A 21,831-nucleotide genomic window follows, 5' to 3' on the forward strand; every position below is an offset into this window, starting at 1 on the left:
ACTATTTCGAATATTATCGTTAGGATGGTATGAACTGTAAGCCATGAAGTACCAAAACGATAAAGACCTAATCGCCAATATCAAATGCTATTGGACGAACTTGGATCATGATTTATGGCAAGAAATCAGAGAACGATTGGAAGACTTGGAAGCACATCCGGAACATATCCCCTACGCCATCGATTGGACGTCAGATGAAGATATTGTTCAAACCCTGAATTCCATAGGATACACCATCGTGAAAACTGAAAAGCTTATTCACCTGATGAAATTAACCTTAAAACCAACCTTAACCCATGAAAAAAATAATTGTTAAAAATCTATTGATTTTAGATGAAAGTGGATCCATGCACTCCATCGAAAAAGAAATGATTTCGGGATTCAATGAAACTGTACAAACCATCAAAAATGCGGCAAAAAAATTCCCAAATCAAATTCACGACATCACATGGATGACCTTCAACACCAACCACATTCAATTTCACTTGGAACAGGCACCCATCGACCAATTGGAGGAATTGAATGCAGAGGCCTATCGTCCCAATGGAGGAACTCCTCTTTTTGATGCGTTGGCAGCTGGAATCCATTCCATCAAAAGACAAATGGGGGAATCCGATGAAACCCATGTTTTGGTGAGCATCTTTACAGATGGGATGGAAAACGCATCCGTAGAATACTGTGGCAAAGAGTTGAAAAAGATGATTGAAGAATTATCCCAACAGCATTGGACCTTTACCTACATCGGAACGGATCATGATATCCAAGGCATTTCAAATGAACTATCCATTGAAAATACCTTACGTTTTCAGAAAACTAAACCAGGCATTCAATCCATGTTTGAACAGGAAAGTGCATCGCGAATTCGATTTTACGATAGCATTTCAAGAAATGAAACCAAATCTTATTTCTCTGAAGACGAATAAGATTTTCTAACACACTTAAACCTGAAGGGGAAGAAATTCCCCTTTATTTTAAAAAACAACGAAAAAACACACTTATGATGAATCAGATGTCAAAACATATCTTATTAGGAATCGCTGCAGCAGATGCATTAGGAGCTCCAGTGGAATTTAAAGCAGCAAACGAATTGGATATGGAAGCCATTGCTTCCAATTATCAAAATGAACCTCACCGTTTGACGGGATTTGGTACATGGGGAAAACCAGTGGGAACTTATACCGATGATACAGCCATGAGTTTATGTACGGCCGAATTTTTACTGGGGGGTACACCAACGACCACACGCTTAATGAAATTATACAGCCAATGGCTGCACGAAGGCCATTGGACAGCTGATGGTGAAGTATTCGATATTGGCAATACCATTTTAAAAGCCATTACCAAATTCGACCAGACGGGAGATGCCAGTACGTGTGGACCAAACGATATCCGATCAAATGGTAATGGGGCATTGATGCGCATTCTACCGCTTTTGCCGTTTGTACAAAATCGCTTATTCTCAGATGTCTATGCCATTTGCGAAAAAGTAACTTCATGTACACATGCCCATTCCATCGCCATTCATAGCGCAATCATTTACATGGATTTGGCCCTAAAAATTGTCCATCACCGCGAAACATTCACCCCTCAAGACTATTTGAATGAAATTCAGATATGTGTGGGATTATTGAATGTTGGTGATGTCTTTGGGAATTTCTTTGAAGAAGAATATGAGAAAAAACCAATTGATGCTGATCCCAATGGTTATGTGGTGGGATCCCTTGAAATTGCCATTCATAGTTTCTTATCAACCAATTCGTACCGTGAGGCGGTACTAAAAGCCATTTCGTATGGTGGGGATACAGATACCAATGCTGCCATCACAGGAGGTTTAGCAGCTCTAAAATACGGGTACGAATCCATTCCCGAAGAATGGCTTGCTCCCTTAAAGCGCAAAGAGGAAATCATGGCCTTAGCCGATCAATTGGATCACTTGTATGGGCCAGAACAAAATGATCTACCTTTGAAATGTGAACATAAGAAGGAACAATAGGAAGGATACATCCCTCGAATGAATTTCTTCCGAATGAATTTATACGATGCTATGCTGTTTTCCCTCTCGAATTTCGAGAGGGATTTTTTTAAATTTTAATCTTATGCCATGTCTAACATCTTATTCGAAAAAAAACAACATGCCCACTTCTCTTGTGGATATGTCAATTACAAAATGACACCTTATGAAGGGGTTAGAAAATATGAAACCCCTTATGCCTTGGAGACTTTTCCAATTCATCAGCAGACCATTGCCGTGCGATTGGTACAAGGTCAAAATACAATTGCCGATGGATTGTATCATCAGTTAACCTCAGAGGCACATGCCCAAGATCCATATGTACAACAAATCATGAGCTCAGACATGAATCTCTTGTTCCGTAAACGTCAATTGCTCATGTTTAAAGCCCAAGAAGTAGAGGACAATGTGGAATACCTGATGATTCAAACAGACCCTCAAACCTTAGCCATTATTCAATTGGTGCTAGTCTATAAAGAAAGTGAAAACAAAACCATCCACCTGTTTCCCAAAGAAGCCGAAGTGGAACTATGGCCATGGGATCAAGCCAAAAAAAAGAAATTATACGACCAAATGGTTCGCAAAATTTGTTTGATGTTATACGATCAAGAACCTTTATTTTTAAAAATTCCAACCCGTTACATCTTTCATTACTTGAAATCCCAAGGATACGATACCGATACACGCCAATTTCTAATGTTGTTGGACCGTGTCAACGAATTGATTAAAATCTATAATCCCTCGGCGCCTGAAGAAACATTATTTTTAAAATACCGCGAATTCATGAACAAAGAGGATTTATTCATCATGGATTATTTACAATTCGAGACCAAATATGTAGAGAATGTATTGCGTTATCATTACCATTATCAATTTCCTGCAGAAGCGGATCCCATTGATTTTGGAAAGGCCCAAACCCTAAAAACCAAAATTGTCCATTCGTTTCGTTCCTTTGAACGCTACGCCATGCGAGGGACTCCTGATCCTGAAGCAACGTACACCGTTCATCTCGAAGAAAGACAAGGGAAATCCACCTACTTCATCGAGATCAACCAAATGACAGCAGATCAACCCATCTGCTTGTGCAAAGGGATTTTCAAGTATGTTTCTCTTTACCGAAAAGAAATACCATTTGAAGAGCGCGAATGGAATGTGTACAATTTGTACCAAATACAACCTCCATACGAGGAAGAAGAAGGTCCTGACCCCATCATTAATCGGGTATTCTTGGATAACCGACCAACGCATTGTGGCGATATTCCAGAAATCATTGGATTAGAATCGAATGGCCTTATAGCCCATCACCTCTTCCCCAATGTGCAATATTTTGCCTTACATCAGATGGATTGGAACTATGGTCTAATCCCTAAAATCATAGAACATTTTCTGTACAAACGAATGGAAAAAAACAAAGGCCGCATAACAGTTAACGTTGATCATTTATTAAGGGACTTATCCTCCGAAATGGTAGGAACCACATGCCGCGAACATACCCTAAAGCATTATGTGGACCATATCAATCACAGCGCCCATCAATTAAAACTTCTTCCCGAATCAAAAAAACTGATTCGATACGGGAGAAAAGACCGGTACTTTGAATTGAACCTCTCGTCCCATTGTACCATCGAAATCTTACATGACCTTCTGGAAGTATGGCAGTAAACCAAAAAATATAAAAAACCCCTTGCGAATACAAGGGGTTTGGTATAGACTATTTTTCTAAAAATTCACCAATTTTAGGTGTTATTTGGATTGTAAATTTGCGATTTTCGACTTCATTTTCTTCTCTTGATTTGCTGAAATATCCACTACCTACTATTAATAATTCGCAATTATCTAATTTCCTAAAATCATACCCACTTATAAGCCAATAATACATTAAAGCTAATGCTCTATTATAACTCAGACGATAACCATCAGTCGGTCTTAATAAATGATTTTTCATTGAACGTTGAGTATTTCCTTCGATAACAAGTAAATAATTTACATTTGGATTTTCTTGATTCAATTTTAACATTAAATCATAAATATTTTTACCCGCTTCTTTTAATAATAATCTTTTTTCAAAAGGAATGTCTAAAATGTTATAACTATTACTTTTGAAATTAACCTCAGTTTTCAGCTTATAACGTTTATTTTTTTCATCAAATTTAAAATATCGCTTATCTAAATTTTCTAATGCATATTGAATTTCTTTAATTTCTTTTAATTCATTTAGACTAGCTGAGACTCTCATTTGATAAAGCCCAAATAAAACTAACATAATAAAGAATAAACTTGTCATGATATCTCCATAACTAATCCAGAATACCTCTTTATTTTGTTTTTTCATTTAAAATTATATATTATATTGATTAAAGGTTAATTACCAATCCTTATTTAACTTTTTTATATAATCTATAGAAATAATAACCTAGTCCTAAATCAACCAAAATCCATATAAATTTATTATTTAAAAATACTGGAAAGAGTGGATTAAAAAGAACTGCTATTAATCCTAAAATAATGATTTGATCAAATGATTTATTCTTTTGAATGTAATTGTAAATTATCAAAATTGAAATCAAACAAACTACTGTTCTAATAAATGGATAAAATCCATAGGGCATTGGTAAACAAGCAATAAAAAGCACAATACTATTGACTAAAAATAAACTTTTTATATTTTTATTGCTTAAATTAAAACGATTTGTATTTTTCATATTTAATATTCTTCTACAGCCCAAAGTCCTATTTTATTTTCTCTGGCTCTAACTTGAAGTTCATAAAATAATTCGGCGTATTTTGAATTTGGCTGAATGGTCATTATTCTAGCGAATCCGTTCTTTACTAACTCTGCATTAACAAATTTATCATCCAAGTAAGCATAAGCTAATACTCGGTTGTATTGATCGTATTTATCTAAATCAAATTCTAATTTAACTGATTGATTTAGAATTAATTCTGTTAAATAATTTTTAGCTTCAACACCATAATATCCTTTCTTCTTCTTGAAACGATTTCTTGTTTCTGGAGTATCAATACCTATAAGTCGAACTTTTAATTCATTATTATTTGAATCATAACAATAGAAAGTATCACCATCAATTACTTTAAACACAAAATAGGAATCAGAAGATAAAGATGGCTTTCTATTCTTCTCAACAGAAATATTTTGGGTATTTTCTTTTTGTGAATAATCAGTTTTATTTCGTTTAGAACTTTTGGATTGACAAGAAATAATCGATAATATGAGAGAGACAATTAAAACTATTCTCATTATTTTAATAAGATTTTTTCATTTCTATTATCAATGGTAACTTGAGCAAATTTTTCTAAAAGTGATTGCCCTAAGAGCAATGGAGCATTAGCATTCTGAACAATAGAAGCTTTTACATTATATAATTTATAGCCTTCAATATCTATTTCTCTTAGATTGACTAGTAAACCCTCAGACACATCACCATTGGCATCAATAAATTCTTGAACGCCTAAAAAATCCTCCTCAGTCAAAGTTCCTTGTTTGACTAAAAATCTTGCTTCTGTCTCTGAAATAGAAATTAAACTTGCTCCTGTATCAAAAATAAAATCTAAAGGAATGTTGTTAACTTTAATATTTACAATTTTCACTCCTCCGTCTGTTTCAAAAGGCAAGACAATCTCATTTCTAATGGGTTTTAATTCTTCTTTCGAGACTATTTCTTTAACTTCTGGAATAACAACAGGTGATATTTCACTTTCATTATTTTCTACAAAAGCTGATTCATGATTCGGTGTATGATGATTTCTTCTTCCAGATTTTGAACATCCAAAAATTAAAAGGCATCCTATTAATATAGCTATTTTATTCATTTTCTGGATTAGTAATTTTAGGTACAATTTGAATGATGAAACGTTGATTCTTCGTTTCGGTATGATAAAATTGATTTATTTGCTCTTTATTCGACATATCATCAATCGTATATTGATGTCGACCTACTCCACCCCAACCATTTCCAGAAATTTGTAAATCGATTAATCCGTTATATTTTTCGTCTTCGAAATTGATCCCATTGACCAACCAAAATTTCCAAAGATTTAAAGCTCTTAAATAACTTAATTCATAATCTTTATCTAATTCAGGTTTTAAAAGTTTTGAAGCATAACCCGAAATAATGACGATATAGGATACATTTTGAAAATTAGGATTATTTCGTTTTTCAACTTCAAGTTGATCAATAATTTTTTTTAATTCAACCCCCGCTTCCTTAATTTTGGATGCAGTTAATGAAAAATTATCAATATCTCCTTCCTCAATTTTATACCTTGCTAAAGTATATTTTACATCAAAACTTAAAACAAAACGTTTGTAATTTTCTTCATACTTAAAAAGATTACTATTTTCTTTTAATGGTTTTACGTTGCGTTCAACCATATCATACACTTCAAGTTTTTTCTGCAAATCTTCAACTTGTTTTTGTTGAGAAATAAAGGTGATGACAAACAAGACTAAAACAATAAAAAACAAACTGGTCATTAAATCTGAGAAACTAACCCAGAACATTCCCTGATCCTTTTTTTTAGCCATTTATTTTCTTCTTTTTAAAGGGGTTTTTAAAAATATCCGATATAACGTCCACTTTAATTCGATTAGGAATAGACTCTACTGCTCGTGCAGATTTTTCTATTACTTGTGCAGAATTATGAATTGTTTCAGATGTTTTTTCTAAAGTTATTTTAGATTCTTTAGCTAGTTCATTACTTTTTTCTAAAGTAGAATTCGTTCGATCAAAGAAAATCTTAAATGCTTCTAACTCTGACTTAATTTCAGCTATTGCATTCGATTTATCAGCTAATTGATTATTCGAATCCTTTAAATCTTCAAGATATTTTAGATTAGCAAAATAAGAACGGTTTTCTTCAAAAGCTTTTTCTAACAATTCAGCTTCTTTCATTGTCATTTGCTTAATCCCTTCTTTTTGTGTATCAATTAATTTTTGATATTCAGTAACAGTACGAGACATTGAATCATCTGCTTTCATCACCCATTTCATCAATAATTCATCATTAGATTCAAATTTAGAAATGTGTGTTTTTAAATATTCCATTACTGTACGCGTCTCTTCAATACGTTGATCTATTCCCTGAGCTATTAAACTAAAATCATTTGTTCTTTGAAGAATTTGATTAATTTCTCTACTTAAGTTTTCTGTATTGTTAATTAAGCGATCAGATGAATTTAACGCTGCATTAAACTTTTCTAAGTTTGGTACAGTTTCTTTTAACTCTTTCAGAACTTTTACATTTGCTTTAGCAAAATTGTTGATATCGATAGATTCTAACGAGCTTAAAATAGTAGCTTGCGCAGTAACAGTTTTATAATTTTTGGCAAACATTTTATCCAATTTACCTAAGTTCGTTCCAAAGTCAGCATTAAACTTTAATAAAACATCTTTTAATGTCGAGACACTCGAAGAAACACTTTGATTGATTAAAGGCATTAATTCTGTTTGTATCAATGTATAAAGATCATTCTTGTTTTTCTCTATCATTTTATGCGCATTTTTATACCCAAAAACAGAATTACCTACAGTTAACAAAAGGCCTAAAAAACTAGCTATCATTGCTATTGCCACACTGACTAAGAAACTCGAAATACCTTTATCAAAAATATCTTGTCCACTTCCTTGTATGAAATATAAATTAAATAATCCGAAAATAATTCCTAACATTGTCCCCATTAAACCTAAGTATAATGGAGTATTTATAGTCTGAGAAATATATTCGTCTTCTGCATCTACATTACGTTCGATGATATCTTTTATTAAGTTAAAATCAGCAACCGTTCCTTTATTTTTTATTAAATAAACATTTAAAGATTCCTTTACCTCATCAAAAGAAGTATCAAATTTCTTGTCTGGAGAGATTAAGTTTAATTCTGTTGTCTCTTGATTGAATAGATTTATTTGATCTTCATTGTTATATAAATCTGGATCTAAAAATTCAAATTCATCTTCTTTTAAATGATTAAAATTATTTAGGATTTCTTTAGGATTTCTTTTAACTAAATCTGTAGAAGATATTTTTAACTTTTCAATATTTAGTTGATTAATTGCAGGTAAAAAACTTTTTAATTTACCAATTGCAATTCTCGTTTCATTAAAGTATTTGATTTGAAGAATAATGATTAAAACAACTAAACCAATTTCAATTATTGTAAATAAATTATTCATATTTAATTTGAGCTTTAGTTTGAACTTTCCATATATCACCATCTCTAATTACAATCCCAGGTTCTATTGTTACAATTTTAGTCGCTTTAGGATTGAACGCATTTTGATTATCACAAAATGGCTTGATGTAGTTTTCTGGTGAATTTAAAGATCTTTGTATTGAGTAATTACTATTAATAAAACTAAAAGTTCCTTTTCCTTCTTCAATTTCAATCAAATAAACTGAATTATCTAATTCGAAAGTCGATAAAAAACTATTATCAAAGTATCCATTTTTGTTAAATTTATTAGCATAAAATTTTTTGATAATATTTGCTTTCAAATCTTCTGAAAAATTATTATTATCAGCTTTTTCTGTTTGTAATGATTCCTCTTTTTTAACTGAAATATTAGATTCAATTTCATCGATTGATTTATCATTTATATTATTTTTCTCAGTTTTTATAACTGTTTCCTCAATAATTTTATTAGACGAAATATTTTTCTTACTAAAAACAATACCTTCTTTAAGAGAAATTTTATTATTTGAATAATCAATATGCAGATAATCACTAAATTGATTTAATGATATTTTTAAATCATCTAAAGAATTTTTGTAATTGACCCTATCCTGATTCATTTCACTTTTTGAATTATTAATTAATTCAGATTTATTATCTACAAACTTATTCTTCAAGAAAAAAGTTATTACAGCTATATTTAAAGATAACAATACAATAAATGCTGTTAACCATATTTTAGAGCTATCTTCTATATTTTCATTACTATTAACTTCAACCTTTTCATTCGAAATTGTTCTATGCTGATTTCCACTTCTTAAGGCTAATTTTAAGTCGTCTATATTTTGAAAATTGAACTCACTATTTTTTTTTCTAAACTCTTTTAAAAGTTCATCATATTCTATCTTCAGTTTTTTATCATTATTAATGATATTGTCAAAATTTTTAAAAACATTATCTAAATCAGATTTGTTATTATTTTTTTGATTTTCATTTAATTTTTCAATTAAAAAAAAGGAAATTTCATTTTTAAGTTCATTTTCTGGAATTTGAAATCCAGCATATAAATTGATGGTAGTAAAAACTACCATCAACATTATAATATATTTATTTCTCATAATCATCTTCAATTATATGAGTTGCTAAACTGTTTAAAATCCCGATTAAAGGATAGAAGAATAAAGATTCATTTATAGGAGTATCTAATTGATTATTTAATTCACTAACTCTTTCGTGAATACCTAATAATAATTCGTCTTTTGATGTAGACTTAATAAAAGATTTAAACTCATTTAAACGAGTTTGAGAAATTTCAAAATTATCCGTGAAACTAAAATCTTTATTTAAATCAAAAAATAAATCAATGAAATTTGAAAATTCTATTTCAACATCGCTAATATAATTTTCTACGTTTTCATACGTGTCTGAAGTAGTGTTATTAACATCCCCAATTAAAGTAAAACTTAAATCATTTATCTTATAATCCTTACTAGCGTAAATCATACCTTTTGCAGTCATTTCTTTAGGATTATCATATCTACCAATTTTAATTGAGTCAACATCTTGTTGATAAACTTTTTCAAAAATAAGTGCAGTTAATTCAGATAAAATTTTAGATTTTTTGGAAGAATCAATAACATTTAAAATTCTTGATCCATTCCCAGTAAATGTTATAGCATTAGGAGATTCCAGATTATTTAGCTTCATAATTTTAGCTAAATGGTATATCATTGATGAATAGTATAACAAGAAAACAATAATTAAATCTCCACTAGCTGAAAGCATCTTATTGAATGATATTTCAATATTTTCTTCTATTAATTCTTTATTATTTTCAAGTGAAAAAGCAAACGTTGCTAAGTCTGTAAAATCATTTGAATTAAATAATAAATTACCAGCAATAGATTCTAAATCAGATTTATTATTATCGTTTAATGATTTAATAATCTCTTCATAAAATCCTTTATATGCGTTTAATTCTTTAGATTTATTAAATCCATTGCCGAATAATGTATTTACCCCTAATTTAAAAGAAGTTATTAATTGTGGCTCATTTTTATAATAAATTACCAAATCAACTGTTCCTCCACCCATATCAATCGATGCTACAGGTTTATTCAGAGAAACAATTCCTTGTTTTTTAATTAAATATTGAAATGGTACAAGAGATTCTGAAAATTTTTCAATTTCTACATTATTACTAAAATGTTTTTCAATCAAGTTTTCAAAAACACTTTCTAAATTAATCAAACGAGCCTTAGACATACTCAACGGATAAGACCATCTAATTTTTGTCTTTTCTAGATCTCCATTATTAAAAACTACTTTATTCTTTAATAATAATATTAATTCTTCTAAATATTTTTCTACATCTAAATTTGTCTGTTTATTCCATTTTAAATTTGATTTAATTTCATTATCTAACGGTATAACTTTCTTTTGATAAACAAATGGAATTGAATAATCCATCAATGAAAATGTAGGGACAGATTTATTTAAATCTTTTTTATGAGTTAATACTGTTCTAATTGGAAAATTATAATCTGAATCTAAATTGATTAAAGCCGGCATTAATTCAATTATTATAGCTGAATCATGCATATCTAAAGCATCGGAAACATCTCCTATATTAATAAATTCTGGATCTATAGTTGATTGATATTGAATATCATTATCTACAATTTCAAACGCTTTTGGCTCTGAATTATTTATTTGGTATTCGATATGCGTATTTGTAGTACCAAAATCTATTGCAAAAGTATATACATCATTTTTTGCTTTTTGAATCTTCCATTTTGGCACAATTATATTTTGATAATCAAATTGTGAAATGGTAATATATTCAAATGATTTTTCTACTAGATCATATGATGATTTAACTAATTCTTGCCCTCTTAACTTAGAAGCTAAAATTCGATTAGGCGTATTGCTAGAGTTATAATAATTTAGTTTCACATTATAATCTCTCATTTTATATAAACCTATTCTATATTCATTAATAAACTCTGACTTAACAAACGGATATATAGCTACTGCTGCATCCAATTTTTCAATCACACCTTTATTATTTACTAAATCAGGTCTTAAATCTTTATCAAAAGAAGCTTCCTTAGATTCGTATTTTCTAGTAAATGTAATTACATCTTTTCCTTCATTTATAGGAATTCTAAGTACGACTTCCACACTTGCAGAAAATGCAGTAATTTCAAGCATTGGATTACCATTGATTTTTTTATTCATTAAATCCTCAATGGTAAAAAAATCAAAAAATCTTTTGGTTAATGGTAAAGTGTAACTTACATCAGAATTTTCATTATTCTTTGCAATTCCATTATAAAATGCTTTTGAATTTAATGCATAATCAAATTCAAAAATTACCGGTTCTAAGAAATCACTTACGGTTAAGTAAGGATATTTAACGATAACTCCAGGTAATGATCTTTCTTCTAAAGCATTATGATCTACATAAGGAACACGAAAATTTAAATCCCAAGAGAATGTACTACTTGTATATTTCAAAGATTTATTGAAGTTATTTTGTAATACTAAAGGTTGTTTTTGATTAGGATATAAATTTTTAAAACGATCAGAATGAATTAAAAATTCAGACTCAGATTCAATAGGCATTTCTCCGCTTCGTTTGTTTAATGGAATTCCAAAAATCTCTACATCTTGTCCTCCAACACCATTCGTTAACGATTTACAATTAGATAAGAAATTGTTATCTTCTGTGAATAAGTTAATTTCGTTGTATAATTCAAAATTTGTTTCATTTAATTTTTTTAGAGTCGCTTCTAAATAATTATAGAAACTCACCATTTTATTTTTTAACAATGGATGCTGAACAAACAAACTAAATAAATATTTTATAAACTCTACATCTCGGTTGAAAAGTGGACAATAATCATTATCAAATAAGACATCATTATTATTAATTCTCAGTCCTTTTGTAATTTCAAATAAATTATTGGCAGACGTAAAAAATAAAGTCATTGGAGAGGTCCCCCCGATAACTTGGTGATTATACTTGAAAATATAAAATCCATTAAACTCATTAAAATTAAATGAGTCATTATCTTGACTTAAATATAACGCCAAGGTTTCACCATATAAACGATGTTTTGGATCATTCGATTCAGTTAATAATTTAAGATGACTTTTCTTATCCCAATACGAAATACTTAAACCAGGAATATTATCATAATTAAATGATAATTCCAATAAATCTAATGTATCAGAAACCATTTTATGATGAACAGATGTACCAGTTAAATCATTATTTTCTGCAACAATTTTAAATGCTGTTCTAATTAAATCTAAACGTGCAAAAGGACTTGGAATAGATGTTGGTTCTTTTCTTGTGTTATCTCCATCTTTTGTAGAAATCGATTCGATAACTGTACTATCTAACACCTGCGAATCAGCCCAATGTTCTAAACCTTGACCTGATGTTAATCTAAATACTTTTGCCATTTTAGAATAATTTTTCTTTTATTAATTCTTCTGTTCCTTGAGAAAATAATTCTACAAATTTTGTTTCTATTGAAGTGAAATTAGCTGAATTGTTTTTATCAATTTCATTTAATTTTTGAACGTAAAAATCATAATTTTTTGAGCTCATTAATTTTGAAAAGATACCTGAATTCTTAGCGTCCACTCCATTTACTAAGTTGTAAATATTAGAGTTATCATATTTAATATCTGTAATTTCTTTTGTTTCATCATCTGTAAGATAATCTATGATAAATGGTTTAAATGAAACCTGATTTCTACTTAATTCTCCTAACCAAACTCTGAATGATTTAAAGAATTCAGTTAAGCTTGTATAAAATGTTTGATTTAAGAAATTGCTATCAATACGATATGTTCCATCACTTGCAAAACGTTGGTCCAATTTATCTTTTAAAACATCATTACAGAATAAGTTAAAATAGAAAAGTTTAGTTAGATTCTTCTTAACGATAAATTGGGTAGATTCATGAAGATGTTTAAAGTTTAATGTATTCACATCTTCTTTAACCCCAAATTCTTTGTATTTCGGATTTTCAGCTTTCCCATTTATTGTATACAAGTTCTCGTCATTTGCAAAATCAATGATTGACAAAGCTGCAGCTAACTCTACAAAATGAGCATCATTCCTCTGTGTTTGTCCACCTTCGCTATTTTTGTACAAGTTATCCGCATTATCACCGATGTAATACATCGAATTTAATGCTTGATTTCCTGAAATATTTTTATAATAATAATGTAAAGCAGATTTTGCTTTTGAATTAAAGGTATGGCTATCAATTACTGAATTCTCATCCGTATTCAATTTAAAATAAGGCAAAACAGATATAGCTCCAATAACTGCATTTTTAATTTGTTGATGATGTTTACCACCAATATTTCCTTCTCTTAAATTTTTTAGTAATAATGGAAAACCTGCAGCTCCTGTTCCACCAAAAATAGAACTGATAATAAAAATTCGATCATCTTCTTCAAATGAATCAGCAAAATATCGGAAGGTTTGAGACTTCGTAAAACTATTCAAAACTACACTTCCTATATTTGGATTTCCCTTAAATCCAACCTTTAAGTTTAAATCTAAATTTTGTTCAGAAAATAATAAAGAAGTCAAATCTGAATTATTAGCATCTAAAGTTGAAAAATTAATAAAATTTCTAAAGTTATCACCATTTAAACCTTCTAAATTAATAACATATTGATCCGAAATTACACGACCGTGCTTATCATTAATAATACTTCCAAGTGTACTGATTTTATTCTTAAAGAACGTATTCTGCTCACTTGTACTGATTTTATTATGGATATTTGAATAATTATTTAAGATTTTAACTGTACGATTTACATCTGCAGCTGATTTATCTGGATCGATAATGATTGGGACGATTTCGTAATTTGTTTTTACTCCAGAAGCTAAAAGCATTGCTAAAGATTTAATTGTTCTAGAACCCGTTCCTCCGATTCCGAAAATATATAGTTTAGGCATAATTAAAAAGGAATTTTCTTTGTATTTGTACTGAAATTTTTGAAAATTATAGAAAAGATTAACGTAAGAACTAATGCGAAAACCGCATTAACTGTAGCTAATGACAAATAGTCATTCGAATCATATTCTATTCCTAAACCAACAAAAAGATTGTTAGGATAACTGTATGCAAATGCAAAATTGAACAAAACAGGAATCAATACAACAACTACCCATATAAACAATTTAGCCAAATGGACTTTATCAATAACTTTATAATATAAAAATGGAACTAGAATACACGTAAACAATAGAACAAATCCTAGAATTTGATAAATGTTCTCGTTATATAAATCTCCTGAAAATTCATTCGAATACGTAAACGTCTCATAAATAGACGCAAAAAATTCATTAAACATAGTATTATTTATTTAGAGTAAAATTCAAACTTAAGAAGTCGTTGTTTGTATTATTATTTTTAAGATTGTAAGCTTCGTAAATACCATCAACGAAATAATTGAATCCAAATGTTGTTAATGCATTGGATGAAATATTCGAATCATTTTCAGTTGATGATTTAACCACCCAATTCGGTTTTTTATTCGTCAATTGAATCGAAAGCTTTTTATCAAAATTTGATTGTGTTGATTCTACTGTAATAAAATGAGTAGCTTTAGATTGCTTAACTTTATTGGCAATGCCTGATGAAAAGTTTTCATTAATAAAACGATCTGTTCTTGGAGTTATAGCATTAATTTTAAAATCACCTACGATATTATAATTCGTTGGATCCAAAACAATTTTTTGATCAGGTACATCAGAAAAATCAACAGCAACAGTAAATTGAAAAATTCCATTATCCATCTTTACTTGATTTAGCATAATTTGATCTTTTGTAGATTCTCGATCTATACGAAAAGTTCCAATATTCGTTTTTGCATCAAAAACTTCGTAAACTGGCTTAAAACTACCTGAATTAGAAATATAGTAACTGTTCTCAAATCCTTTTAAGTTACTCAGCTGAATTTGCTTCATAAAGTTTCTCAAAATCTCGTCATTACCGATTGCTAATACATAATAAGGTCTTTTCCCGTTATAATTTATTACCACATTATTTGCTGTATAATAACGACCATTAAAATCAGAATTGAATTTTAAAATCAATGTTGAAACAGGATGTTTATTTAAATGTTGTAAGAATGCATCTTTTGTTAATGATTTTCCAATCCCTAATCCGTCTTGCGTATTTTGATTTTTATCTAAAGAGTAAATAAAATCTGATAATAAAATAGAAATATTATTAGCATTTGATTTTGACAAGATTAATTTTAATGTTTCATTTAATTCAGAAGTGGATGTATTTCCTTGCTTATATTCTGTATTATTCGCACTGATTTTAGAAATAAAATTTTTAATATCTTCTGAATTCGATTGATAAGCATTAGAGTTAACAAAAAATGTATTTGTATTGCCAATACCAAAAACACCTCTTGTTTGAACAATTAAATCCGATAAATTCGATTTATAAATTGTGTTACCATTGATGTAACCATCCATACTTCCCGAATTTTCGATATAAATATTAACCGTCGTTTTTTCTTGCTTCTGACATGCTATTTTTACGTCGCTATATCCTTTTAATTCATTTTGTAAATAATTTGCTAAAAACTCATTAAATAGTTTTTCATCCAACATATTATTAACAAATAAATGGCTATATTTTCTCTCATCACTTTTAATAAATTCTTTCAGATGACCACATTCATCTGAATCAATGAACCTATCCTCTCTCATTGTACGAAGTAACTCTATTTTAAAAGAATCATTATTACAGCTATTCAAACTAAACAACCCTAAAATTACCAAACAAAAAACAACTATCAATATTGAATTTATTTTATTTAAAATCTTCATTATTATATTTTTAACAAATATTACAATATACTAAAAATACAAATATAAATTATTTTAAAATAAATGATTTACGGAAATCCATAATTTACTCAATTATTCTATTGTTTTAATATGAAGCTACGATTTTATAATCATTAAGTTGTTGTGAAAATAAAAGGCCTCCACGAGTGGAGGCCTTCAGGAATACTAGGATTTAATTTTATACACCGTTAAAAATTCATCGAACGTAAGAAAATCATGTTCATCTTTCCCTAGCTTATGCTTTGCATTTTTTAAAAGTCTAAGACTTTGTCTGTATCCTTTACCAGTTAGTATAGATACATCCTTTGGGTAAATAACAATTCTCTTAAGATCATTTCTCATATCAGTGAATTTTTAGAATCCTACTATTAACCTTCGTAAGTCATCTTATAAGTTATAAATATTTTCTTAAAACGGCTAATATTTATTTAACTTTTGCATATAATAAGATGTCAAATAACTGCATATAGCTCCTACAATTGCCATAATAATTGTATATGCAAATTCGGACCATTGTATAGATGCATACATGCTTGAAATCGTACCTCCAACTGTACCGAACATTAATGATGAATCATTATTATTCATCATTGGTTGCATGATCATCAACTGTTAATTGACTTATTGCGGAGATCACGCCACCTGCCACTGTAATGTATCCCCCAATTGTGATAATTGTAGCGGGTAATACCACAGGAGCAGAAAGTATAACTCCTCCAATTGTAGCCATTGTAAGACCTATATTTCTTAAGTTTCTAAAAAGTTTAGGTGTTGGAGCTTTGAACCGATTATATAGATTCATTTTGACTATTTTTAATATGAATAAATACGATTTGATTAGATTCAAGAATTGGATTTAAAACATTTGATAATTTTTCAAAGGCTTTTCTTGAATACTCACCTACTCCATGATTAATTGTTTTTAATACTGGAGCAATACATCCTTGTAATTCTTTAATTGCATTATTTGCAGGATGAATTAATATCAATGATCTGTTGGGTACATTTTTAATCCAAAAATGATTTTTAAATCGACTAGAAAATCTTTTCACGATTTGATAACACCCTTCAGGAATACATGATATATTTTTTTCATTATTCTTCCATGGTAATTCAATCGTTTGACAAATTATTTGCTTCTCGAACATTAATATGCCATTTGTACCCTTTGGATTATACTTTCTAATTAATTCAAGTTTTATCATGGTAACTGAATATCAAATAAGTTAGCACAATTGAAACTTCCATTTTTTAAAGGATACAGCACAGTATTGACCTCTTGATAAAATTCAATTGCTACAGCTAATGCAATTGTAGCATCAGAATTGGCGTTAATTTCATTTTCTAATGTAAATGTTGGAACTACAATTTCATTATATTCTAACTCATCAGAATATGATGTTTTGGTATTGTAGGTATTATTTTGAAAATCAATTTCAGTTGCAGAAGCGATAAATCGATAATGAGTAGCACCTTGAGGTGCGATGATTAAATCTAATGCGTTATATTCTGGAAACGTAATGGATGTTAATCCAGAAGAACGATCAATGTTGGATTGAATTTGAATTAATACCGATTTTGCCCAAATCCCCCCTGCATTGAAATCAAACCCTTTTAATAATAGTTGATTTCCTAGGTGAACATTTCTTTGACCTCTCGGACTTGTTGAGTCCTCTTTTAAGCACATGTGCATGACTTTCGTTAAACGAGAAGTTAAACGACTATCCTTTGCATTTTTTGTTAAGGCATTAAACGCATTACGAAGTAATTTTCCAGCCACTCCTGCATTTTTAAATTCTTCCATGTTTTCACGTGTTCTTTGAAAACGTGGATCACTTAAAATTGTATTACGGTCCAATGATGACTTTTCACGAACCATATAACCATCTTTTGACTTGTAGAAGTTCATATCTCCAATAGAACCTCTTAGTTTTAGAAATCCTTTTTGTTTAGCCATAATTTGGAATTTAAAGTTTAACATTAAAAATTCCATTGCGCAATGGTTGTACAAAGTTTAAAAAGCCAAAATTAAATCACAATAGTCATGTCATTTTCAGACCATTATATGACAAAAAATACATTTAATTACATGATTTATCATTTGTATTATATTTATTTTTGATGTATTCTAAAGGTTTTTGACTTGTGACTCTATAAAACTGTTCTGTAAAATGTCTTGCAGTTTTAAATCCAATTTCTTGTGCTAAACCTTTTAAAGAATAATTCAAGTATTTTGGATTTTTTTCTAATTGATTTAATAGATAGTTAATTCTTAGCGTGTTGATATATGTATTAAAATTTGATTTCTTTTGTTTATTTATGACATAAGATAAGTATAAAGAATTCGTGTTTAAATCAGCTGCAAGCGATTTTAAAGAAATGTTATCCTTTAAATATCCATGATTATTTTCAAATTTTTCAAGTTTCATTTCAATCTCGTGTATAATTGATGGATTAATGCTTGATTCTTTCAATTGATTTAATTTCACTTTTGAATTTATTTTCTTTGAGGCTAATAACTTTCTATATTTTCCTCTTTTATTCATTCCGATACACAATAAACTTGTTGCAGCAAGTGATATACCGATGTATCTCATCATATTTTTCGTATGGTTTAAATTTTTATTGGAATTAGTGATTTGTAACGCTTTATGAGGCAACATGGAAATTCTATCATGATTGATTTTATCGAATTTCAATAATTGATTGATATAATAATCTTGATTATTTACATCACGATTAGTACTTTGAATTTTATATAAGACATCTACACAATTTCTATAATCAACATCTATGTTGGGATGGATATTAAAAATGCTATCTACTTTATTAAGATAAAAGATCGTACTATCGTTTTGATTTAATTTGTGATAGGATAATCCTAAATATTCATATAAAGATGCCAACGTATTAAAGTCATCTCTTTCAATAAAAATATTTTCTAAGGTTTTAAGTTGCTGAATTGATGTTTGATAATTAAGGCTATAAAATTGATCGATTGCTCTGGCCCATTCGAAATAACTGATGGCAGTATCCAAAAAACTGTGTAAACATAAAATAGGGTGGGTTATTATAACTCACCTTTATTTTTTTTTTAATTACATTTATAAAACACAGTTTGTTATGAAGAAATCTGTCGGCAAAATGATCAAAGATCAAGGTTTATTAGAAGGCGTTAAAACGCAAGAAGACCTTAGTAAATTACTAAAAGAACTCCATTCAGAATTATTAGAAGCCATGCTCCATGGCGAGCTTGAAGCACATTTAGGCTATTCAAAAAATGAAAAAAGTGATAATTCTAATTCACGAAATGGGACTACTTCCAAACGTATAAAAAGCGAATACGGAGAATCTACAATAGAAGTTCCACGTGATCGAGAGGGTAGTTTTGAGCCTATAATTGTTCCAAAGCATCAATCCAAATCAGTTTCAGTCGAAAATATGGTGATATCGCTATACGCTAAAGGTCTGAGTGTATCGGATATCGAATCGGAACTTTACGAATTATATGGTTATAAACTCTCTACTTCTGCGATATCTATCATCACCGATAAAGTGAATCAGCAAGTATTAGATTGGCAAAACCGTCCATTAGAATCGGTTTATTGCATTGTTTGGATGGATGGTATCGTTTTTAAAGTTCGACAAGCCGGAAAAGTGATAAATAAGACTATTTATTTAGCCGTTGGTCTAAACCGTGAAGGATACAAAGAAATCCTTGGAATGTGGCTTGGAGAGAACGAGTCTGCTGCTTTTTGGCAAGGTGTAATGACAGATTTAAAAGTTCGTGGTGTGGAAGATATTTTGGTTTCTGTAACCGATAATTTGCATGGTTTTACACAAGCAATTAGCAATATTTTCCCTCAAACAAACACGCAAATTTGCGTAGTTCATCAGATCAGAAATTCAGCTCGATATGTGGTGTGGAAAGATAAAAAAGAGTTTACTTCGGATATGAAATTAATTTATAATGCGACAAGCAGAGAAATGGCGGCGCATGAATTAGATCGTTTTGCAGAAAAATGGAATCAAAAATATCCTTATGCAATACAATCTTGGAGAAAGAATTGGGACGAATTAACCGTATTTTTTGACTTTCCGGTAGAAATTAGAAAAATTATATATACCACTAATTTAATTGAAAATCTAAATGGAAAAGTCCGTAAATACACTAAAAATAAGATGGTTTTCCCAACGGATGATGCGCTTAAAAAATCGGTATATTTATCCTTAATGCAGATATCCAAAAAATGGACAAAACCAATTCAAAACTGGGGATTAATTTTAAATCAATTTTTAGCTATATTTGAAAAAAGGGTTCAACTATAAAATAGTCAAACCCATCTGAAATATGTTTACACAAAATTTTGGACAGTGTCTTGAAATTAATACTCCAGATTTTAAAACTCCTTATTTTACTTTTAAATTTTGTAAAAGCAATAAAATATATAAATCAGAAAGTATATTTTACTTAACTAAAGCATCTGAAACTATTTTACAACCAAGCTGTAATCAATAAAAACATCAGCTAACATGAACTGTGTAAAAAAACAAGTTTTTTAATCAATTTTTACAACAAAATTTTCATGGTAAAATGTTTTATTTTTTACCACTCCAAATACTAATTTAAGCAGCTTATTGCATACTGCGATTAACGCTGCTTTTTTGTTTTTTCCTTTTTCTACTAATCGATCATATAATGCACGACAATAACCATTACTTTTCTTAGCATTCAAGGCACACATATACAACATATTTCTTAGTTGTTTACCTCCTTGTTTACATATTCGTACTCGACCTCGAATACTACTTCCACTTCGATATTCGGTCGGACTTAATCCTGCATAAGAGATTAATTGTTTATACGATTCCATGTCTTTAAAACTTTGCGTATAAACCATTATTTCTGCTGCTGATCGCTTTCCTATTCCTTTCACACTGCTTATTAAGTGGAGTGTTTCTTCATCCCATTCTACCAATTTGGTATGCAATTCAAGCTCTAATTTCGACTTCTCTTCTTTTAATAATTTGATGATCTTAAGGAAGCTTTTTTCTATCTTTTTTGCATTAAATGGACACTTCTTTAGACTATGAATTTGATTGCTAAATTTCGTGATTTCCTTAGTTAAATCATGGATCGAATTATTTAACGAGCGACATTCAAAGTACGATGAATCGGGCATTGTGTATTTTTCTGGTTCACGATCACAGCCATATTCATAAATCCTTTTCGCATCTTTTTTATCCGATTTATTACGTTCTAAATGCATCTGAATATAACGCTTGATTTGAAGCGCATTTACAACACTAAAACAACATTTTTTTTCATTCAAAAAAAATATTAAATTCAAATGATAAACTCCTGTTGCTTCCATTACGAAATGTGTATTATTTCCTGCTTCTTTTAGAAGTTTTCTAAATCCAGTTAACGTATTGGAAACTTGTAAATGTTGTTCTATTCCTTCCTTATTTTTAAAATAAAGATCTAACGTTTCATTTGATACATCAATACCACAATAGTTGATTTTTTCATTCATTTGTTCTATATTTAATTTCTATAGGAGAGAACTAATCTTGCAATGAAACCTACTATCCTAGCACGAACTTTTTGTTCAAATAAACTGTACGGTTTTTGGCAAGAAATGAGCAGGGATTATCATGTTAGCGAAGCTTTATGCTTAATAGTATTTACGATCTTAATCTGCCCATTGAGTTCTTTCTTTT

Annotated in this window: 22 protein-coding genes; 5 read left to right on the forward strand and 17 right to left on the reverse strand. The window is 29.5% G+C overall.

Annotated elements, in window-relative coordinates; genetic code table 11:
• Positions 1 to 43 precede the first annotated feature (43 nt).
• From AC1QSP_RS04855 to AC1QSP_RS04870, 4 genes are all read left to right on the forward strand, one after another.
• Positions 44 to 316 (forward strand): hypothetical protein, encoded by a 273-nt coding sequence (locus tag AC1QSP_RS04855; protein WP_484080029.1) that lies wholly within the window; start codon positions 44 to 46, stop codon positions 314 to 316.
• Entirely contained in the window at positions 297 to 923 is a 627-nt protein-coding gene (locus AC1QSP_RS04860) for a vWA domain-containing protein (protein WP_484080030.1), read from the forward strand. The genes AC1QSP_RS04855 and AC1QSP_RS04860 overlap by 20 nt, the downstream gene beginning before the upstream one ends.
• Positions 924 to 997: 74 nt before the next feature.
• Positions 998 to 1,993 (forward strand): ADP-ribosylglycohydrolase family protein, encoded by a 996-nt coding sequence (locus AC1QSP_RS04865; RefSeq protein ID WP_484080031.1) that lies wholly within the window; start codon positions 998 to 1,000, stop codon positions 1,991 to 1,993.
• A gap of 108 nt (positions 1,994 to 2,101) precedes the next feature.
• A complete protein-coding gene (locus tag AC1QSP_RS04870; RefSeq protein WP_484080032.1) occupies positions 2,102 to 3,673 on the forward strand; it encodes a hypothetical protein in 1,572 nt (523 codons plus the stop codon).
• Between the two features lie 49 nt (positions 3,674 to 3,722).
• Here AC1QSP_RS04870 and AC1QSP_RS04875 read toward each other — a convergent pair whose 3' ends face one another.
• The 16 genes from AC1QSP_RS04875 to AC1QSP_RS04950 form a co-directional block, all read right to left on the reverse strand.
• Positions 3,723 to 4,343, reverse strand: coding sequence for a hypothetical protein (locus AC1QSP_RS04875; protein WP_484080033.1), 621 nt, complete (start codon positions 4,341 to 4,343; stop codon positions 3,723 to 3,725).
• A 43-nt stretch (positions 4,344 to 4,386) separates the two neighbouring features.
• Complete coding sequence (locus AC1QSP_RS04880) at positions 4,387 to 4,713, reverse strand: DUF6804 family protein (RefSeq protein ID WP_484080034.1); 327 nt, start codon at positions 4,711 to 4,713, stop codon at positions 4,387 to 4,389.
• Positions 4,714 to 4,715: 2 nt separating this feature from the next.
• Positions 4,716 to 5,270 carry a thermonuclease family protein gene (locus tag AC1QSP_RS04885; protein ID WP_484080035.1) on the reverse strand — a complete coding sequence of 185 codons (555 nt, stop codon included), beginning with the start codon at positions 5,268 to 5,270 and terminating at the stop codon, positions 4,716 to 4,718.
• Positions 5,270 to 5,842 carry a retropepsin-like aspartic protease family protein gene (locus AC1QSP_RS04890; RefSeq protein ID WP_484080036.1) on the reverse strand — a complete coding sequence of 191 codons (573 nt, stop codon included), beginning with the start codon at positions 5,840 to 5,842 and terminating at the stop codon, positions 5,270 to 5,272. The genes AC1QSP_RS04885 and AC1QSP_RS04890 overlap by 1 nt, the downstream gene beginning before the upstream one ends.
• Positions 5,835 to 6,557, reverse strand: coding sequence for a hypothetical protein (locus AC1QSP_RS04895; protein WP_484080037.1), 723 nt, complete (start codon positions 6,555 to 6,557; stop codon positions 5,835 to 5,837). Before AC1QSP_RS04895 ends, AC1QSP_RS04890 begins: the two co-directional genes overlap by 8 nt.
• Positions 6,550 to 8,202, reverse strand: coding sequence for a hypothetical protein (locus AC1QSP_RS04900; protein ID WP_484080038.1), 1,653 nt, complete (start codon positions 8,200 to 8,202; stop codon positions 6,550 to 6,552). The genes AC1QSP_RS04895 and AC1QSP_RS04900 overlap by 8 nt, the downstream gene beginning before the upstream one ends.
• Complete coding sequence (locus AC1QSP_RS04905) at positions 8,195 to 9,319, reverse strand: hypothetical protein (protein WP_484080039.1); 1,125 nt, start codon at positions 9,317 to 9,319, stop codon at positions 8,195 to 8,197. Before AC1QSP_RS04905 ends, AC1QSP_RS04900 begins: the two co-directional genes overlap by 8 nt.
• Entirely contained in the window at positions 9,309 to 12,674 is a 3,366-nt protein-coding gene (locus tag AC1QSP_RS04910) for a hypothetical protein (protein ID WP_484080040.1), read from the reverse strand. Before AC1QSP_RS04910 ends, AC1QSP_RS04905 begins: the two co-directional genes overlap by 11 nt.
• A gap of 1 nt (position 12,675) precedes the next feature.
• Complete coding sequence (locus tag AC1QSP_RS04915; protein WP_484080041.1) at positions 12,676 to 14,193, reverse strand: hypothetical protein; 1,518 nt, start codon at positions 14,191 to 14,193, stop codon at positions 12,676 to 12,678.
• 2 nt (positions 14,194 to 14,195) lie between these two features.
• The gene (locus AC1QSP_RS04920) at positions 14,196 to 14,591 is read right to left on the reverse strand and encodes a hypothetical protein (protein ID WP_484080042.1); all 396 of its coding nucleotides are present in this window, start codon (positions 14,589 to 14,591) and stop codon (positions 14,196 to 14,198) included.
• A 4-nt stretch (positions 14,592 to 14,595) separates the two neighbouring features.
• Positions 14,596 to 15,966 carry a hypothetical protein gene (locus tag AC1QSP_RS04925; protein ID WP_484080043.1) on the reverse strand — a complete coding sequence of 457 codons (1,371 nt, stop codon included), beginning with the start codon at positions 15,964 to 15,966 and terminating at the stop codon, positions 14,596 to 14,598.
• A gap of 558 nt (positions 15,967 to 16,524) precedes the next feature.
• A complete protein-coding gene (locus AC1QSP_RS04930) occupies positions 16,525 to 16,698 on the reverse strand; it encodes a hypothetical protein (RefSeq protein WP_484080044.1) in 174 nt (57 codons plus the stop codon).
• Complete coding sequence (locus AC1QSP_RS04935) at positions 16,688 to 16,909, reverse strand: hypothetical protein (RefSeq protein ID WP_322969465.1); 222 nt, start codon at positions 16,907 to 16,909, stop codon at positions 16,688 to 16,690. Before AC1QSP_RS04935 ends, AC1QSP_RS04930 begins: the two co-directional genes overlap by 11 nt.
• Entirely contained in the window at positions 16,896 to 17,312 is a 417-nt protein-coding gene (locus tag AC1QSP_RS04940; protein WP_484080045.1) for a DUF5675 family protein, read from the reverse strand. The genes AC1QSP_RS04935 and AC1QSP_RS04940 overlap by 14 nt, the downstream gene beginning before the upstream one ends.
• Entirely contained in the window at positions 17,309 to 18,064 is a 756-nt protein-coding gene (locus tag AC1QSP_RS04945; RefSeq protein ID WP_484080046.1) for a hypothetical protein, read from the reverse strand. The genes AC1QSP_RS04940 and AC1QSP_RS04945 overlap by 4 nt, the downstream gene beginning before the upstream one ends.
• Positions 18,065 to 18,188: 124 nt before the next feature.
• On the reverse strand, positions 18,189 to 19,145 hold the full coding sequence (locus AC1QSP_RS04950; protein ID WP_484080047.1) for a helix-turn-helix domain-containing protein: 957 nt from the start codon (positions 19,143 to 19,145) through the stop codon (positions 18,189 to 18,191).
• An 85-nt stretch (positions 19,146 to 19,230) separates the two neighbouring features.
• Here AC1QSP_RS04950 and AC1QSP_RS04955 point away from each other — a divergent pair, with 85 nt between their 5' ends.
• Positions 19,231 to 20,436: an IS256 family transposase gene (locus tag AC1QSP_RS04955; RefSeq protein ID WP_225539945.1), complete on the forward strand. Its 1,206-nt coding sequence runs from the start codon at positions 19,231 to 19,233 to the stop codon at positions 20,434 to 20,436.
• A 230-nt stretch (positions 20,437 to 20,666) separates the two neighbouring features.
• Here AC1QSP_RS04955 and AC1QSP_RS04960 read toward each other — a convergent pair whose 3' ends face one another.
• Positions 20,667 to 21,644, reverse strand: a complete 978-nt coding sequence (locus AC1QSP_RS04960) for an IS110 family RNA-guided transposase (protein WP_484080048.1) — start codon at positions 21,642 to 21,644, stop codon at positions 20,667 to 20,669.
• Between the last annotated feature and the right edge of the window lie 187 nt (positions 21,645 to 21,831).

It is taken from the genome of Faecalibacter sp. (genome assembly GCF_057177045.1).

Excerpts from the sequence above, each read along its gene's own strand:
- AC1QSP_RS04890 (WP_484080036.1), bottom strand. The coding sequence starts at position 5,842 with ATGAATAAAATAGCTATATTAATAGGATGCCTTTTAATTTTTGGATGT.
- AC1QSP_RS04955 (WP_225539945.1), top strand. The coding sequence starts at position 19,231 with ATGAAGAAATCTGTCGGCAAAATGATCAAAGATCAAGGTTTATTAGAA.
- AC1QSP_RS04940 (WP_484080045.1), bottom strand. The coding sequence starts at position 17,312 with ATGATAAAACTTGAATTAATTAGAAAGTATAATCCAAAGGGTACAAAT.
- AC1QSP_RS04875 (WP_484080033.1), bottom strand. The coding sequence starts at position 4,343 with ATGAAAAAACAAAATAAAGAGGTATTCTGGATTAGTTATGGAGATATC.
- AC1QSP_RS04905 (WP_484080039.1), bottom strand. The coding sequence starts at position 9,319 with ATGAGAAATAAATATATTATAATGTTGATGGTAGTTTTTACTACCATC.
- AC1QSP_RS04935 (WP_322969465.1), bottom strand. The coding sequence starts at position 16,909 with ATGAATCTATATAATCGGTTCAAAGCTCCAACACCTAAACTTTTTAGA.
- AC1QSP_RS04915 (WP_484080041.1), bottom strand. The coding sequence starts at position 14,193 with ATGCCTAAACTATATATTTTCGGAATCGGAGGAACGGGTTCTAGAACA.
- AC1QSP_RS04870 (WP_484080032.1), top strand. The coding sequence starts at position 2,102 with ATGTCTAACATCTTATTCGAAAAAAAACAACATGCCCACTTCTCTTGT.
- AC1QSP_RS04920 (WP_484080042.1), bottom strand. The coding sequence starts at position 14,591 with ATGTTTAATGAATTTTTTGCGTCTATTTATGAGACGTTTACGTATTCG.
- AC1QSP_RS04945 (WP_484080046.1), bottom strand. The coding sequence starts at position 18,064 with ATGGCTAAACAAAAAGGATTTCTAAAACTAAGAGGTTCTATTGGAGAT.
- AC1QSP_RS04855 (WP_484080029.1), top strand. The coding sequence starts at position 44 with ATGAAGTACCAAAACGATAAAGACCTAATCGCCAATATCAAATGCTAT.
- AC1QSP_RS04880 (WP_484080034.1), bottom strand. The coding sequence starts at position 4,713 with ATGAAAAATACAAATCGTTTTAATTTAAGCAATAAAAATATAAAAAGT.
- AC1QSP_RS04900 (WP_484080038.1), bottom strand. The coding sequence starts at position 8,202 with ATGAATAATTTATTTACAATAATTGAAATTGGTTTAGTTGTTTTAATC.
- AC1QSP_RS04865 (WP_484080031.1), top strand. The coding sequence starts at position 998 with ATGATGAATCAGATGTCAAAACATATCTTATTAGGAATCGCTGCAGCA.
- AC1QSP_RS04925 (WP_484080043.1), bottom strand. The coding sequence starts at position 15,966 with ATGAGAGAGGATAGGTTCATTGATTCAGATGAATGTGGTCATCTGAAA.
- AC1QSP_RS04960 (WP_484080048.1), bottom strand. The coding sequence starts at position 21,644 with ATGAATGAAAAAATCAACTATTGTGGTATTGATGTATCAAATGAAACG.
- AC1QSP_RS04885 (WP_484080035.1), bottom strand. The coding sequence starts at position 5,270 with ATGAGAATAGTTTTAATTGTCTCTCTCATATTATCGATTATTTCTTGT.
- AC1QSP_RS04895 (WP_484080037.1), bottom strand. The coding sequence starts at position 6,557 with ATGGCTAAAAAAAAGGATCAGGGAATGTTCTGGGTTAGTTTCTCAGAT.
- AC1QSP_RS04860 (WP_484080030.1), top strand. The coding sequence starts at position 297 with ATGAAAAAAATAATTGTTAAAAATCTATTGATTTTAGATGAAAGTGGA.
- AC1QSP_RS04930 (WP_484080044.1), bottom strand. The coding sequence starts at position 16,698 with ATGATGAATAATAATGATTCATCATTAATGTTCGGTACAGTTGGAGGT.
- AC1QSP_RS04910 (WP_484080040.1), bottom strand. The coding sequence starts at position 12,674 with ATGGCAAAAGTATTTAGATTAACATCAGGTCAAGGTTTAGAACATTGG.